Here is a 17,066-nt window from a genome sequence, read left to right on the forward strand (position 1 = left end):
GAACTAACTTTCTGTCCCAATGTATTTAATCTGAAATGCCTTTTAGAACCCTCTGTGATGAATAACAAAGATTTGTGACGAGCAACAAAGATTGGGATGTTTAACAATACTTTGGGATAAATCGCAAAAAAGGCAGAAAGGGAAATCCTTAAAATATCAGTGTAGTTACTTCAAAACATCTTGTATTTCATCAATATATCTACGAGAAACTGGTATTTTTTCATCACAATCTGATACTGATAATTGTAATCCCTGGGCGTTGCCTTTGACCTCCTCAATGAAAGCAGTATTAACAATATATGAGCGATGACAGCGAATTAAATAGTTATCTTCTTCCAACTGCTTGAGAACATTTTTTAGGGTACTTCGCAACAATTCTTGCTTTAACGTACCATTACTGTAGTAACTGATCTTCACATAATTACCTTCAGAGGTAATATAACGCAGTTCACTGCTTTTAAGGGGTAATACCTCATCTTTGTTCTGCCCCTGTAGAGTAAAAGAAAGGGTATTATTTGCAGTAAAAGATCCATATTTATGTACTCCATCACCAATTTGGGTAGCAGATCGAACATGCTTTTTTAATAACTGGTTATGCCGAAGAAGGGTAGTAAATCCAACAGGGATGACAGATATTGACAAGGTATAAAACTCAAATAAAATCCAATCAAATAACGTCAGGTTAAACTCATCTAAAAATAAAGCAGTATAGACAAGATTCAGAAATCCAATAAATAACACCGTCAGCAGTATCCAAACGATATGCTTCCAAACTTTCCAGTTTTCATCTTCAAAAAAGGGAAAGCATATTTTTAACGAAGGAATAACTTTTAGAAATATTGTTAGAGCCACAAATGTTACAAACCCATATCCAATTAGATAGAGATATCCTTGATCAGTTGTTACGCCTTTCAAACCAAAAGGCTGAAAGATCATCAGGAAAGCAACTATACCTACACTAATCCCGCTAATTTTAAACCAGCCATTATAACTCGTAAATAATGGATGAGGTTTAATAAATATTTCTAAAATCTTGTTTCTCATAGCTAAAATTAATTTTAGGCATATTATTAATAAATAAAGGGGAAAAGGTTTTTATTTGCCAAATATCCCAGACAATACTTTTATTATTCATGATTATAATATTTTACAAAAATTCCCACTCTACATCTTCTTTCCTTTTTCGTATCTTTGCGACTTAAATAGCGAAAATCGAAACTTGCAAAACGAGCTTTCATAATTTTGGATAAACCCACGGCTTCTCAAAACATCCCAAAACATTTTGATCCCGGCAGTATCGAAGACAAATGGTACAGCTTCTGGGAGGATAATGGTTTTTTCCATTCCGAGCCCGACGACCGCGAGTCATATACCGTCGTCATCCCCCCTCCCAACGTCACCGGCGTACTACACATGGGACATATGCTCAACAATACGATCCAGGATGTGCTTGTCCGACGTGCCCGCATGCAGGGCAAAAACGCCTGCTGGGTTCCCGGGACCGATCACGCTTCTATTGCTACCGAAGCCAAGGTTGTCCAAAAGCTTCGCAAAGAAGGCATCACGAAAGCAGATCTTACTCGCGAAGAATTTCTTGAACATGCCTGGGACTGGACAGATGAACACGGGGGAATTATCCTGCAACAACTACGCAAGCTCGGGGCCTCCTGCGACTGGGAACGGACCCGTTTTACGCTTGAAGATGATCTGTACGAAGCTGTCGTTGATTGCTTTATCGAACTCTACGAGCGTGGTTATATCTATCGTGGCAAGCGGATGATTAACTGGGATCCGGAAGCACAAACCGCTCTTTCTGATGAAGAGGTTATTCACCGAGAGGAAACCTCTAAACTCTATCATGTTCGCTATAAAATTAAAGACAGCGACGAGTGGGTTACGATTGCTACAACACGTCCCGAGACCATTTTAGCGGATACGGCTGTGTGCGTTCATCCTGATGATGAACGCTACCAAGACCTGATCGGCAAAACGGCAATCATCCCTGTTGTGCAACGTGAAGTGCCCATTATTGCCGATGAATACGTGGATATGGAATACGGAACCGGCTGCCTGAAAATCACGCCGGCTCACGACGAAAATGACTATGAGATTGGTCAGAAGCATGACCTGGAAATAATCGATATGCTTAATCCCGATGGCACGCTAAGCGATGCTGCCGAGCACTATGTCGGTAAAGATCGCTTTGTGGCACGGGAACTGATTATCAAAGATCTGGAAAAAAGTGACCAGCTGGTTGAGATTGAAGAAATGCAAAATAAGGTCGGGTACTCGGAACGGACCGACGCCATCATTGAGCCGCGTTTGTCGCTGCAGTGGTTTTGCAAAATGGATAAGCTGGCCAAACCGGCCCACAAAAATGTGATGGACGACAATATTGAGTTCCATCCATCTAAGTTTAAAAACTCGTACAACCACTGGATGGAAAATATTAGAGACTGGTGCATTTCACGACAACTTTGGTGGGGTCAACGCATTCCGGCTTGGTATTATGGCGATGGAAAAGACGATTATGTTGTGGCCAAAACCGAAGAAAAAGCCGTTGAAAAAGCACGAAAAAAATCCGGTAATAACGATTTAACAGCAGACCAGATCCATCAGGATGAAGACGTCCTTGATACGTGGTTTTCATCGTGGTTGTGGCCGATTACGGTTTTTGATCCGGAGTATATTCGTACCGGAGAAGCGAATGAAGAATTAGAATATTACTATCCTACGCAGGACTTAGTTACCGCTCCCGAAATCATGTTTTTCTGGGTGGCTCGGATGATTATGTCCGGCTATGAATTTATGGACGAAAAGCCATTCAGCAATGTATACTATACCGGTATCGTCCGCGACAGTCAGCGTCGCAAAATGTCAAAATCGCTGGGTAATTCGCCTGACCCAATTAAATTAATGGAAGAATACGGAACCGACGGTGTGCGCGTGGGAATGCTGTTCTCCTCTCCTGCAGGTAACGATCTCCTTTTTGAAGAGCAACTTTGCGAGCAGGGACGAAATTTTGCCAATAAGATCTGGAACGCCTTCCGCTTCCTGTCAATGAATCGAACGGAGGAAATGGAGCTCAAAGATTCCCTTGAAATAGATGAAGATAATCTTGTCGACCGCTGGATGCTCTCACGTCTGCACGAAACCATCGACGCCATCAACAAAGATATGGAAAACTTCCGTATCAACGAGGCGTTACACAAAATATACTCGCTGATCTGGGATGATTTCTGTGACTGGTATATCGAGCTCATCAAAGCTGACGAACCGGGCGCAAGTATTCCTGAAGATCGTCTGTCGCGCGGATTCAATTTCTTTGAGCAGCTGATGAAACTGCTACACCCGTTTATGCCATTCATTACTGAGGAAATCTGGCAGCTTATCCGCGACCGTGACACCGAAGAAGCAATGATTGTAGCTTCGTGGCCGGAATTTGATAAAGCTTCTGTTTCTACGAATGACCGAGCACTTTTCGAATCTATTCAGAAGATGATCTCATCAATCAGAAATATTCGGGCAGAATTTAAGTTGAGTCCCAATGATGAAATTGATCTACTGATCAAGGCCAAAGATGAAAAAACGGCCAACGCATTAAGCAATAATGAGTGGATCTTTCGCAAGCTTCAGTCTATACATACGTTTAAGGTAGCTGCGGATCTTGATAAACCCGAAACTTCAGCGTCGGCCGTTATTGAAGGTACCGAGCTTTTTGTACCCCTTGAAGGACTCATCAATCTGGATAAAGAACGTGAACGCATCCAAAAAGAGATTGATCGCCTGGAAGGGTTTTTAAAATCTATCGAGGGCAAGCTTAATAACGATGGCTTTGTTAATAATGCGCCCAAGGATGTGGTTCAAAAAGAACGGGACAAGAAAGAAGACACGGAAACGAATCTCGAAAAACTGCGCGAAATTTTAGAAGAACTCGATTCATAATATCTTCCCTGATAGGAAAAATTAAAGCTGACTTTAGAGATAAAAGCAATAAGCTGTTACATATATTAAATATTAATCGATTTTATTTAATTGTTTCAATCCTCTTGTCCTCCTTCTCTAAGGAGGACAATCAGTCTTTATTTATTTTTTATACTTAAAAAATCCGTCTTAGAAAAGAGGGGTTTAGGGAGATTGAACAAGCTATACTGTAATCAAACTACTTTAGCAATACTTTTGCAGAGTTGAGAGAAGTAGTAACAACAAGATATTTAGTTTTTAGCCTTTTATGCCGAAAGAACCGGATTTCATACACGACTTAAACGAACAACAAAGACGTGCCGTACGTCACGGCGAAGGTCCCCTATTGATTGTGGCCGGGGCCGGCAGCGGTAAAACAAGAGTACTCACCTATCGCATTGCATACCTGATCCATCAAAATATGGCGGCGCCTAACGAAATTCTGGCGCTTACTTTTACTAATAAGGCTGCGAAGGAGATGCAGGAACGTATCGGGCAGCTTATCGGCGAAGAAGCCAAACGGCTGTGGATGGGAACTTTTCACTCAGTATTTTCGAAAATTCTTCGCTATGAAGCTGAAAAAATAGGGTTTAATTCCGACTACTCAATCTATGATACTGAGGATTCCAAAAATGCTATTAAACAGATTTTGCGGGAAAACAATTACGATCCCAAAGAAATAAAACCGCGTATTCTGCAGCGGCGTATCAGCGATGCTAAAAACGAGCTTATCAATCCGGACCATTACGGTGAAAAGTTTGTCCACAGCACACTCGATGATATTACGGCCCGCATCTACAAAATTTACGTGGAGCGGCTGAAGCACAATAACGCAATGGACTTTGATGATCTGCTCATCAAACCGATTGAGCTGTTTAATGAACATCCCGATACCTTAGAAAAATATCAGGATCGCTTTAAGTATATCATGATCGATGAGTACCAAGATACCAATCATGCCCAGTATAAGGTCACCAATATGCTGGCCAGTAAGTACGAGAATTTGTGTGTGGTAGGTGATGATGCCCAGAGCATCTACTCTTTTCGAGGAGCTGATATCAGTAATATCCTGGATTTCAAAAGTGACTACGAGGATGCGGTTGAAATTCCGCTCGAGCAGAATTATCGCTCGACCAAAGCCATATTGAAGGCTGCCGATTCCATCATCAAAAATAACAGTAAGCAGCTCGATAAAACGCTGTGGACTGATAATGATATGGGCGATACTATCACTGTGCTCGATAATTATGATGAGCGCGATGAGGCCAACCGGGTAGCGAATTATATCCAGGATTTAAAGATGCGCAAAGGATATGACTACAACGACTTTGCCATACTGTACAGAACGAATTATCAGAGTCGCGTTTTTGAGGAGACTTTCCGCAGAAAAGGAATTACGTATCAGCTTGTTGGCGGTCTTTCGTTCTATCAGCGTAAAGAAATTAAAGACGTACTGGCATATCTGACATTGCTTATTAATCCGGAAGACGATACCAACCTGATGCGCATCATCAATGAACCATCGCGCGGGATTGGGCAAAAATCGCTTTCAGACTTGATGAACCGCGCCCGACAAACCGGACAATCACTATGGCGCATTCTTGAAAATGTGGAAGAAGCCGATGTTTACAAACCGGCTGAAAATAGTGTTAAGGACTTTGTTCGCATGATCAACAGTCTAAAACAACAGTTGGCAAATGGCAGAAGCTTAGTTGAAGTCACCAAGCAGCTGCTGGATGAGTCCGGCTACATGAAATCGCTGGTGGAGGAAAACTCTCCAAAATCAATGACCCGTCGGGAAAATATCCTTGAGCTCCAAAATGCGATCTCCTATTTCGAGAAAAACAACGATAATGCTACGCTCAGTTCTTTCCTACAGGAAATAAGTCTAATCACAGACACTGACAAATACGATGAAGAGAAGCCTGCCGTTACAATGATGACGGTGCATGCGGCCAAAGGCCTTGAATTTCCTGTTGTATTTATTGTGGGACTTGAAGAAGAGCTTTTCCCGGTTGGCAGCCGTAATAACGAAGATGTGAACATTGAAGAAGAACGGCGACTATTTTATGTGGCTATTACACGTGCCGAACAGGAATTGTTTTTCAGCCATTGCCGAAGTCGATATAAATATGGTGAAGAGCAACGGAAAACCCGTTCTCGCTTCCTCGATGAAGTGAGCTCTGACGTGGTACGTACCGAAACAGGATCTTCCATCAATCAGGATAAGAACAGGTTCTCTGGTAAGAAGAACAGTAGTCCTAATAACGGTGATACCAAGGTAGAGTACGACTGGAAAAAACCGCTGTATGACAAAAATAATCGCTCATCACATACGCAAATTCATTACGATAATCCTGATGAGGATCCATTTCAGGTTGGAGCAAAAGTTATTCACAACGTTTTTGGGCAGGGTAAAATTATAAGTCGCAGCGGACAAGGAGAAAGAACCAAAGTTGTTGTATTTTTTAAAGAACGAGGACGAAAAACACTGATGCTCCGTGCAGCAAAAATGCAGGTTGTCGGGTAATAGATTAGCACCGACACATAGGTTCAGCACATGGAAAAAACAATTTTTAACGGTTTATATTGCAGAAGTACTGTTCGAATAGCTGTAGCTATACTGCTATTCATGTTATGCGGTATTTCTATATCCCTGCAAGCACAGCCCGTGCTTAATGCCCAGAATACGGCTTTGGGTGGTGGAGGTACGGCATACCTATCCGGCAACGGAGCATTATTTTGGAATCCGGCCAACTTAGCTATCAATGATCGGCACGGTACCATCCATATAAATATGGGAGAAACGGGCATTTTATACGAGCCGGTTCTTTCTTCGGATGTAGCCGGTGACCAATTTCTCAACTTCACTGACAGTTATTTCCCCTATAAGCCGGATGCAGTGGATATTACTCCTACACAACGTCAAACAATCCTTGATAAAAACTACCCTCGCAAACGATTAGTATCTCAGCATCAAACTCGAACCGATATTATGCTGGGAGGCATTTCGTGGTATCGTGGAGATGAAACGTTTTCCCTTGCTGCACGGGCGCGCTACTCTTCCCGTATTAAAGTGGGAAAAGGTTGGTATTCCGATGCCTATGTTCAGCAGAACAACCAAGAAGTTCGCGACTTTACCCTGAATCAGCATATCAGTAAAAACCTGGAAATTGCACTGGGGTATGGCAGAGAGTTCACCTTTTTTGAAGGATTATTTGCTCGACTAAGCAAGTTGTATGTGGGAGTTTCGCCCAAATTTATAATCGCAGGGCCCAGTTTCAGTGCTACTCATTATGGGCAACAGCAACGTTCTGATGACAGATCCCATAATCAGTATGTAACTGGTTTCTCGTATCAATCCTCTGGTGAATATTCTCAAATGACCCAAAGCTATTTATCATCCGGAAACCCGCAAACTGCTATCAATAATAATTTAAATAAAAGATTTGATTTCGAACCAACCGGTTACGGAACAGCTTTTGACTTTGGCCTTACCTATCTCATCCCTATTGGCGGTGAGCTTAATATCATCGAAAATGAACCCCAAAAATCGGTAGCGGGAAAATCGCTGCGCATCGCTATCTCCTTTAATGATATTGGAGTGATCCGGTACACTAAGCAACCGCTTTCCTTTTCTGCTGCCGAGGACACTTTACAAATTGGTCGAGAGTACCCAAAGCAATCAATGTTTATTGGATCGGGTGGTCAGTATCTAACGTATTTTGAAGAAGCATCCGAGGTTGACAATCCATTTGATCGGGCACAGAACCCCAATGAGAATGCATTTTCAGTTCCTACACCGGCCTCACTAAATGGCGGGATTATGCTGGATCTCGAAAGAATTAAACTTATGGGTGACCTTACCGTCGGATTAAATAATACAGCGCTGACCGACACAAAACTGGCTATGCATCTGGGTATGGAAGTCCGGCCAATTAAACAGATCCCCCTTCGAATGGGAACAAGGTTGGCAGCAGGATTGCCCGCTCACGTAGGGGTCGGTACCGGTTATGAAAGCCGCTATTGGGATTTCAATATCGGGACACAGATCATTTTTCGCTCTCATACTCTAACAACCGAACTTGTGGGAGGAGCTTTTGCGGGACTTCAGCTCCATCTTTAATTGAGATCATTTCTGTCAAGCTGTCAAGGTCATTCTTAATTAGCAGCTCAAGTTGCTATTTTGCCAGTAAATATGACTAATTGGTAGTTTGATTAAAGTTGGCTCTTTATTTGCACCACTGTAATACAACAATAAAAAAATATAGATTTAAATAATTGTATATATGAACAACATCTTCGATAACATGGCCAATTTTGAAGATATTCAGGATCAATTTGACGATTTTGAACAGGCTATACCCCTGATGTCCGAAGAGGAAGAAAAGGAATTAACGCAATCAGAGGTGCCTGATGAACTTCCCATTTTACCACTGAAAAATACCGTTCTTTTCCCCGGTGTTGTAGTACCTATTACAGTGGGTCGGGACCGCTCTCTCAAATTAGTGAAAGAAGCATACGAATCTGATAAGACTATTGGTGTAGTTAGCCAAAAGGATGAGGAAAATGAAGACCCTGAGAGTAAGGGCCTTTATGAAGTCGGCACCGTTGCACAAATCCTTAAGCTGATTAAGATGCCGGATGGCAGCAAAAGTATCGTCATCCAGGGAAAAACAACCTTCAAAGTTGAAGAGTTTTTACAGAAAGACCCTTATTTCAAGGCTACGGTTGAGCCCTATCGCCAGGAGATGGATATTGAAGGCGTAGAATTGGATGCTTCCATCCGATCGGTGAAAGAGACGGCTCAAAAGATTGTAAACCTCTCGCCGAATATCCCTTCTGAGGCTTCTGTTGCGATAAACAATATCAACAGCCCTAATTTTCTGTTGAACTTTATTTCGTCGAACCTAAACGTTTCGACCTCCGATAAACAGGAAGTGCTTGAAATCCGCAAGTTTTCGGAGCGAATGGAACAAGTTATGGAGTTTCTAAACAAAGAACTCCAAGTGCTTAATCTGAGCGAAGAAATCCGCACAAAAGTTAAATCAGATATTGATGAACAGCAGCGCGATTTTTACCTGCGTCAGCAGATGAAAGCGATTCAGGAAGCGCTGGGCGAAGACGGTGAGCACCAGGAAATTGCATCCCTGCGTAAGCGTGCCAAAGAAAAAGATCTTCCTGAAGAAGCTCAAGAGACGGTTGAAAAAGAGTTAAAGCGCTTGGAACGTACTCCTAATTCATCTCCTAATCATGGGGTCATCCACAATTATATTGAGTGGATTTTAGACCTGCCCTGGGAAAAATATTCCGATGATAATTTAGATCTGGAAAATGCCCAGGATGTATTGGATGATGACCACTACGGACTGGACAAGGTTAAGAAGCGTATCATCGAATACTTAGCCGTACTCAAGCTTAAGAAGGATATGAAGGCTCCTATCCTCTGTTTCTACGGCCCTCCGGGGGTCGGCAAGACCTCGCTGGGTAAATCTATTGCAAGAGCCTTAAACCGAAAGTTTGAACGCTTTAGTCTCGGTGGAATTCATGACGAGGCCGAGATTCGCGGACACCGTCGCACCTATATTGGCGCGCTTCCGGGACGTATTCTACGTGCCATGAAGAAAGCCGGTACGAGCAACCCGGTCATGATGCTCGATGAAATTGACAAGGTCGGTTCTGATTACAGAGGAGACCCTACTTCTGCCCTGCTTGAAGTTCTTGATCCCGAACAAAATGACAGTTTTGCGGACAACTACCTTGAGCTGGAATACGATCTGTCAAACGTCCTCTTTATTGCAACGGCCAACTCGCTGGATACTATTCCGGCTCCGCTGCGTGATAGAATGGAGATTATCAACATCAGCGGATATACCTTGCAGGAAAAAACACAGATTGCTAAAGAACATCTGATGCCAAAACAGATTAAAGAGAATGGACTGAAGGATGAGCAGATAGAAATCAAGGACGAAACCATTCGACAAATTATTGAAAAATATACCCGGGAATCGGGCGTACGATCCCTCGAACGGGAGATCGGCTCGGTATGCCGCGGTGTTGCCGCAAAAATTGCCAAAGGTGATGAAGGCACACACGTTGTTGAAGCAGATGATCTGCAAGAATATCTTGGTAAGCGTAAGTACTTCTCAGAAGTCGCTGAACGTACCAAAGTTCCCGGCGTTGCTACAGGCTTAGCCTGGACCCCTTACGGTGGAGACATCCTCTTTATTGAGGCAAGCGTATCAAAAGGAACCGGTAAGCTCCATATTACAGGGCAGCTGGGCGATGTAATGAAAGAATCAGCCATGCTGGCAATGTCGTACTTAAAGGCACACTCTGACGAATTAAACATTCCCGAAGGAGCTTTTAAGTATTGGGATCTGCATATCCACGTACCCAAAGGAGCTGTCCCCAAAGACGGACCATCTGCAGGCGTTTCCATATTCTCAGCTGTAGCATCTATCTTTACCCAGCGAAAAGTAAAAGGTACGCTGGCTATGACCGGTGAAATTACTTTGCGCGGACTTGTTCTGCCTGTAGGCGGAATTAAAGAAAAAGTACTGGCCGCAAAGCGTGCCGGTATTGAAAAAGTTCTGCTACCGCAAAAGAATGAAAAAGATGTCGCCGAAATTGAAGAAGATGTGCTCGGTGATCTTGAGGTGGAATATCTCGAGCGTATGGATCCCCTGCTTGATATCGTCCTTGAGGATGAAGCAGTACGAGATCCTCAGAAACGTTTCAAGGTAAGCGAATCCTATAAGAAGAAAACAAGTGAAAATTCTGAGTCCTCCGACTCCACGGAAGAAACAATTGTGATGGAGTAATGGCAGAATTATCTGTACAAAAAAGTCGTCTCGATTTATCGGGGCGACTTTTTTATTTTAATAACACTTTAATTTCAAACTAAAGAAATAAAATTTGCCCGAAGAAGGACGTATTGTAGAGTCTACCGGACGATGGTATAAAGTTGCTTACGACGAGGATACTGGAATGCAGACAATTAATTGTCGGCTTCCGGGTCGTTTTCGTCTTAAAGATCACGCTTTAACCAATCCCATTGCTGTTGGCGACTATGTTGAGTTTGAAATTAATGATGACGGCTCGGGAAGCATTGAAGAAATCAAAGACCGGGAAAATTATCTGATCCGTCAATCTACTCACCACCAAGAAGACCATCAAATACTGGCAGCCAATATCGATCGCGCCTATGCTGTACAGTCCGTTAAAATGCCTCGAATGAAACAGGGCTTTTTTGACCGCTTTCTGGTTACCTGCGAAGCCTACCAAATCCCGGCCTCTATCATCATAAATAAAATGGACTTGGCCGATGAGAATGCCCGGGCCTATGTAGATTCCATTGCTGAGCTGTATGATTCGCTGGGTTATCCCGTACTTAAAACCAGTATCAAGGATGGAAAATCTCTTGACCGCCTTCAGGAAGATCTCAGAAATAATACCTCTGTTTTTATCGGGCCCTCAGGAGTTGGTAAATCAAGCTTGCTGAACAGCATTGATTCCAACATCGATCGCAAAGTGGGTGATATTTCTACGTTTAACGAGAAAGGAAAACACACCACTACGTTTGCAAAGCTCCTCCCCTTGAAAATTGGCGGATATATAGTTGATACCCCCGGTATCAAGGAGTTTGGCTTAGTTAATATCGAACCGTGGGAACTTTCCCTATTCTTTCCGGAGATGTTAGAGGCGCGCCACAACTGCAAGTTTAACAACTGTACCCATGCCCATGAACCGGGCTGTGGGGTAATTGAATCCTTTAAAGAGGGGCATATCGATGCCGACAGGTACGATTCCTACCTTAATATCCTCGATTCTCTGCAAGAGGATTAATAATTAGAGAGTTAGCGTCAAATTCTTTAGTATTGCAGTAGTTTATAGATGGTTAAAAAATCAGAATAAAATATCAGGGATATGAAACTAAGATACCGTTTTCTCACCTTTGTACTGCTATTTGGTCTTTTTACATTCGATGCAGCCCCCACTTTTGGTCAGGTTGGAGATATTGGAAACATTTTACAATCTGGACGTGAAGATGCCAATACACTCGCACGCGCCTACCTCGAACCTTTTGGATCGGGATTTGGTGCTTCACTTAATACAGGCTGGACAAATACCGCAAAAACACACGGTAAGTTTGGCTTTGATGTTACAGTCAGTGCCGGTTTAGCAATTGTGCCAGATGCTGCCAAATCGTTTAATGTAAATGAACTTGGGCTACAAAAGCTGGAGTTAGAAGGTACTAATCCCGTTTCTCCAACGATCAATGGTACAGATGAAACCGGCGTATTGCTTGCTGCTTACGAAGAAATAAATGGCAACCGTGAAAAACTATTGGAATTCAACATGCCGGAAGGATCGGGATTTGGATATGTCCCGGCCCCCATGATAAAAGCCGGTGTTGGCCTTGTTAAGGATACAGAACTGATGCTTCGCTATACTCCTAAGACGGAGATTGGAGATTTTGGCAATTTCAACCTATTTGGCGTAGGTGCAAAACACGGTATCAACCAATGGTTGCCCGGCGGCAAGATGCTCCCGGTAAATCTGTCCGTAATGTTTGGCTACACCAATATGGAAGTGGGATCAGACTTAGACGTCCCGGCTGAAGATGTTATTGATAACCAAAATGATACCTATAACCAATATAACTCCTCAAAATGGGACGGCCAGTCAGTAGCACTAAATACCGATGCTTGGACGATCAATGCCCTCGTTGGTAAAAGCTTTCCTATTATATCAATGTATGCAGGTGTAGGATATGAAGCTTCAAACTTGAGTATTACGACACCGGGCTCCTACCCTACTGTAGTTCCGAATGAGAATTTTGATCCTAATAGTTCTGATGAAGAAACCAAACCATTAAAAGTTGATGCACTTGATGAACCAATAGATGTATCTATTGACGGGGATAATGGATTGCGCGCTCTTGCTGGATTTAGACTGAAATTTACTGTTTTCCATATTTCAGGCTCATATACTCTTTCCAACTATTCCAGTTATAATTTGGGCGTTGGCATTAGCTTCAGATAAACACGAACTCAAAAATTTTTAGTTTAAGGGAGTTCGTTTGAACTCCCTTTTTTATTTCAGTCCGGAATAGAATAAATAATGTTAGGATCCATAGATATACTTTACCTTCTCGATCTTTTTGGCGTAGCTGTTTTCGCAATATCCGGAGCTCTTGCTGCCGGACGCAAAAGTCTTGATCTGTTAGGTGTGGTCATTATTGCTGTAGTGACAGCTGTAGGCGGAGGCACCACTCGTGATTTACTGTTGGACCGACATCCTGTTTTCTGGATTGCCGACTCTACCTACTTGCTGGTAATTATCATCGCTTCTCTCTTTACCATCTGGTACACACAATACAACGATCCCCCCGAAAAAGCGCTCTTAATTGCCGATGCGCTTGGTTTAGCAGTATTTACTGTTTTAGGAGCTCAAATTACGCAGGAAGTAGTATCCAATAAGGTAATTATCGTAATCATGGCTGCCATTACCGGGACTGTCGGCGGATTAATTCGCGACGTTTTAAGCAATGAAATTCCGCTTATTCTAAAACGTGATATTTATGCAACGGCCGCACTGGCAGGTGCCACCGTTTACTTGTTACTTCAACTAACGACTTTAGATCCGACCCTGAATATTATCCTCGGGATGCTCATTGTCATTGGGCTACGCCTTGCAGCTATTCAATGGAATCTTCACCTTCCACGATTCAAATTAGAGGATTAAATTGGTATTTAATGTTTTTGTGATAATATTTGGTTAACCCTGATAAAAAATTGGGATGCAAGATGATAAAACTACACATATTTGCGTTTTTATTTCTATTAATCTCACTTTCCGTAACCGTTCAAGCTCAAAATATCAGTGTTCAGCAGTTTGATTTCGCCACAGCTATTGAAGATCGCGAACCCTCAGGCATTGATACTGTCTTTACTGCTGATGTTGGTACTGTTTATTGTTTTACGCAGGTTAAAGGTATTTCCGATACGACTAAAGTTACGCATGAGTGGTATTATAAAGACGAAGAAAAAGCACAGGTCGATTTAACAGTAGCAGGCGATAATTGGCGGACATGGAGTTCTAAAACAATACCTGAAAGCTGGATCGGTCCCTGGCGGGTAATGGTGCTTGGGCCAAATGGAAACGTGCTTGAAACTAAAAACTTTGTGATTACAGAAAATTAGTGTGCTTTAAGCCAGTTGTTAGCCAATCCCATATCTACTCTTAATGGGCAGTCCAGTTCATAGGCAGATTCCATTAGTTCCTTTAACTTTTGAGGAACCGAATCTTCCTCTTCTTCCGGCACCTCAAAAATAAGTTCATCATGGACCTGCAGCAGCATCCGGGTTTGGAGCTCATTGTTCTCCAAATACTTCTGGATATCAATCATTGCCTGCTTTATGATATCTGCTGCAGTACCCTGTATCGGCATATTAATAGCTGTACGCTCTGCAAATGATCGCCTATTCCAGTTACTTGCATTGATATCAGAAATATAACGGCGGCGTCCCATCAGCGTTTTTACATAGCCTTGTTGTTTCGCAAAAGCTTTGGTTTCGTTAATGTATTCTAAGATTCCCGGAAAACGTTCAAAATACTGATCAATCATCTCTTTCCCTTCGCTATTGCTAATCCCCAGCCTATTGGCTAATCCATAGGCACTTACCCCATAGGGAATTCCAAAATTAACCTCTTTTGCTTTTCGACGGTGATCAGAGGTAACATCATCGAGGGAGTCCAGCTCGAAAATCTCTTTAGCCGTTCTGGAGTGAATATCCTCATCATCTTTAAATGCCTGAAGCATATTATCATCACCCGACATGGAAGCAATAACACGGAGTTCAACCTGTGAGTAATCAGCCGATAACAGCTTAAATCCTTCATCCGCAATAAAGGCCTTGCGAATCTCACGTCCCCGCTTGGTACGAATCGGTATATTTTGCAGGTTGGGATTTGATGATGAAAGTCGCCCCGTTGCCGCAATATGCTGATTAAAATCAGTATGGATGCGACCGGTCTCTTCATTGATTAACTTTGGCAAGGCATCAACATAGGTAGATTTTAACTTGCTAAGCGCCCGGTATTCTAAAATAAGATCCGGCATCTCGTAATCCTTAGCTAACTTTTTCAATACCGATTCAGCCGTAGAATACTGCCCTGTTTTAGTTTTCTTACCGGCCGGCAGCCCCATCCTATCAAACATCACTTCGCCCAGCTGTTTCGGAGAATTGATATTAAATTCTGTACCCGCCTTCTCATAAATCTGTTGCTCGATCTCTAACAGGTCATCACGCAGTGATGCTGAGAACTCATTAAGCATATCCTTGTCCAATAAAATGCCATTCATCTCCATCTCGGCCAGTACTTCGATAAGCGGGAACTCCAGCTTTTCAGCAATATCATCGAGCTCATCCTCATCCAATTTATCACTTAGCACTTTATACAATCGCAAAGTTATATCAGCATCTTCGCAGGCATAAATACGAACCTCTTCCGGATCAAATTCATCCATCGACTTCTGTTTACGGCCACTACCAATAAGATCTGTAATAGGAATGGGCTCATAATTGAGATACTCCTCAGCCAAGGTATCCATCTTTAGTTTTTGGTCCGCATCGATAAGATAGGCTGCAATCATTGTGTCAAAGGTTCTGCCCTGAATCTCCAAACCGGCCCGACGAAGCATCATGTAATCAAACTTAAAATTGTGAGCAATTTTAAGTGTTGTGGAGTTTGTAAACAAGGGACTCATGGTCTTCAGTGCCTCTTGTTCATCTAATCCCTTCTCTCCGTTCAATGGAACATAATAGGCAATACCGGGTGTAGCAGAGATAGCTATCCCAACCAGGGAATTTTCCATGGGATCAACGCCATCAGTTTCGGTATCGAAACAAAAAGCGTTTTTACCGATGAGTTTATCTACCAGTTCTTCAAGGCTTTCTTTGGAATCAACCAATTCGTACGTAACAATATCTTCATCATAACTCTCGAGTGGTGACTCTTCTTCAATTTCATCATCCGCCAGAAACAGGTCGCCCTGATTTTCATTTCCGGAATCTGATTTTTTATCTGCTGATCGTACAATTTCTTCCCCCAAATACTTTTGGGTGAGCGTGCGAAACTCCATCCGCTTAAAGAAAGCCCCCAGCTTTTCGTCGTCAGCTCCTTGCCAGTCAAGATCCTCCCAATCTACTGTATCAGGCACATCTGTCTTAATCTTCACCATTTCCTTCGCGTGCAGTGCTTCTTCAGAATACTCCTGAAGCCCTTCGCGGTGACGCTTTGAACTCATGTTGGGAGCATCTTCAATAGCGGCTTCAAGCGATCCGTATTTATTGATTAGCTTCGGAGCCCCTTTCTTCCCAATCCCTTTTACACCGGGAATATTATCTGATTTATCGCCAAGGATCGCCAGCACATCAACCACTTTTTCGGGATATACCCCAAAGTAATCTTTTACGCCTTCGCGATCTATCAGATTGAACCCCCCATTCTGGTTATCGGGTTTATACATGGTAACATGATCATGCACCAACTGCATGAAATCTTTGTCTGGCGTAACCAGAAAAACATCTACATCTTCGGCGTTCGCCCGATCAGCAACCGTTCCAATAATGTCATCAGCCTCATAACCATCCTGTTCAATATTTTTTATTCCATAGCCTTCAATCATCTCTTTAATCAGTGGAATACCGATGGTTAATTCTTCGGGCTGTGGCGGGCGGTTTGCCTTATAATCTTCATCCATTTCATGCCTGAAAGTAGGCTCCTGTGTATCCCAGGCTACGGCGATATGTGTAGGCTGATGCTCCTTAAGCAACTTTTCCAGCGTATTAGCGAATCCCAAAATTGGTCCAGTGGGAATACCTTCAGAATTCTGTAAATTACTGCTGATAAATGCGAAGTGAGAACGATAGGCCAGCGCCATACCATCCAACAAAAACAGGAGACTTTTAGACATGCTTTTTACTTAAAATTGGAACGTTAAAATTCTTACCATTCGATTGTTAAATTATCCGGTAAAAGGTAAAACTTTTTAGTGTCGTTTTCGAATAACAACTTCATCTATATAATTGATC

The 17,066-nt window shown here is 42.7% G+C and carries 10 protein-coding genes; 8 read left to right on the forward strand and 2 right to left on the reverse strand.

Annotation, left to right across the window (positions count from 1 at the left end; translation table 11 throughout):
* Nucleotides 1–165: 165 nt before the first annotated feature.
* Nucleotides 166–1,044, reverse strand: coding sequence for a LytR/AlgR family response regulator transcription factor (locus CK503_RS14465; protein ID WP_095607545.1), 879 nt, complete (start codon nucleotides 1,042–1,044; stop codon nucleotides 166–168).
* A 198-nt stretch (nucleotides 1,045–1,242) separates the two neighbouring features.
* Here CK503_RS14465 and CK503_RS14470 point away from each other — a divergent pair, with 198 nt between their 5' ends.
* The 8 genes from CK503_RS14470 (at nucleotide 1,243) to CK503_RS14505 (ending at nucleotide 14,171) form a co-directional block, all read left to right on the forward strand.
* Nucleotides 1,243–3,945, forward strand: coding sequence for a valine--tRNA ligase (locus tag CK503_RS14470; RefSeq protein WP_217988426.1), 2,703 nt, complete (start codon nucleotides 1,243–1,245; stop codon nucleotides 3,943–3,945).
* Nucleotides 3,946–4,231: 286 nt separating this feature from the next.
* The gene (locus CK503_RS14475; RefSeq protein ID WP_095607546.1) at nucleotides 4,232–6,493 is read left to right on the forward strand and encodes an ATP-dependent helicase; all 2,262 of its coding nucleotides are present in this window, start codon (nucleotides 4,232–4,234) and stop codon (nucleotides 6,491–6,493) included.
* 30 nt (nucleotides 6,494–6,523) lie between these two features.
* The gene (locus tag CK503_RS14480; RefSeq protein ID WP_141239947.1) at nucleotides 6,524–8,089 is read left to right on the forward strand and encodes a DUF5723 family protein; all 1,566 of its coding nucleotides are present in this window, start codon (nucleotides 6,524–6,526) and stop codon (nucleotides 8,087–8,089) included.
* 163 nt (nucleotides 8,090–8,252) lie between these two features.
* Nucleotides 8,253–10,787: an endopeptidase La gene (lon, locus tag CK503_RS14485; protein ID WP_176466325.1), complete on the forward strand. Its 2,535-nt coding sequence runs from the start codon at nucleotides 8,253–8,255 to the stop codon at nucleotides 10,785–10,787.
* Nucleotides 10,788–10,881: 94 nt separating this feature from the next.
* On the forward strand, nucleotides 10,882–11,811 hold the full coding sequence (rsgA, locus tag CK503_RS14490) for a ribosome small subunit-dependent GTPase A (protein WP_095607548.1): 930 nt from the start codon (nucleotides 10,882–10,884) through the stop codon (nucleotides 11,809–11,811).
* Nucleotides 11,812–11,892: 81 nt separating this feature from the next.
* Entirely contained in the window at nucleotides 11,893–13,011 is a 1,119-nt protein-coding gene (locus CK503_RS14495) for a DUF6588 family protein (RefSeq protein ID WP_095607549.1), read from the forward strand.
* A gap of 78 nt (nucleotides 13,012–13,089) precedes the next feature.
* A complete protein-coding gene (locus CK503_RS14500; RefSeq protein WP_095607550.1) occupies nucleotides 13,090–13,713 on the forward strand; it encodes a trimeric intracellular cation channel family protein in 624 nt (207 codons plus the stop codon).
* A 62-nt stretch (nucleotides 13,714–13,775) separates the two neighbouring features.
* On the forward strand, nucleotides 13,776–14,171 hold the full coding sequence (locus CK503_RS14505; protein WP_095607551.1) for a DUF2914 domain-containing protein: 396 nt from the start codon (nucleotides 13,776–13,778) through the stop codon (nucleotides 14,169–14,171).
* On the opposite strand, the gene polA is transcribed toward CK503_RS14505, so the two are convergent.
* Nucleotides 14,168–16,948, reverse strand: coding sequence for a DNA polymerase I (polA, locus tag CK503_RS14510; RefSeq protein ID WP_095607552.1), 2,781 nt, complete (start codon nucleotides 16,946–16,948; stop codon nucleotides 14,168–14,170). The genes CK503_RS14505 and polA overlap by 4 nt on opposite strands.
* Nucleotides 16,949–17,066: the final 118 nt, after the last annotated feature.

The organism is Fodinibius salipaludis (assembly GCF_002287075.1).
Classification (GTDB): domain Bacteria; phylum Bacteroidota; class Rhodothermia; order Balneolales; family Balneolaceae; genus Fodinibius; species Fodinibius salipaludis.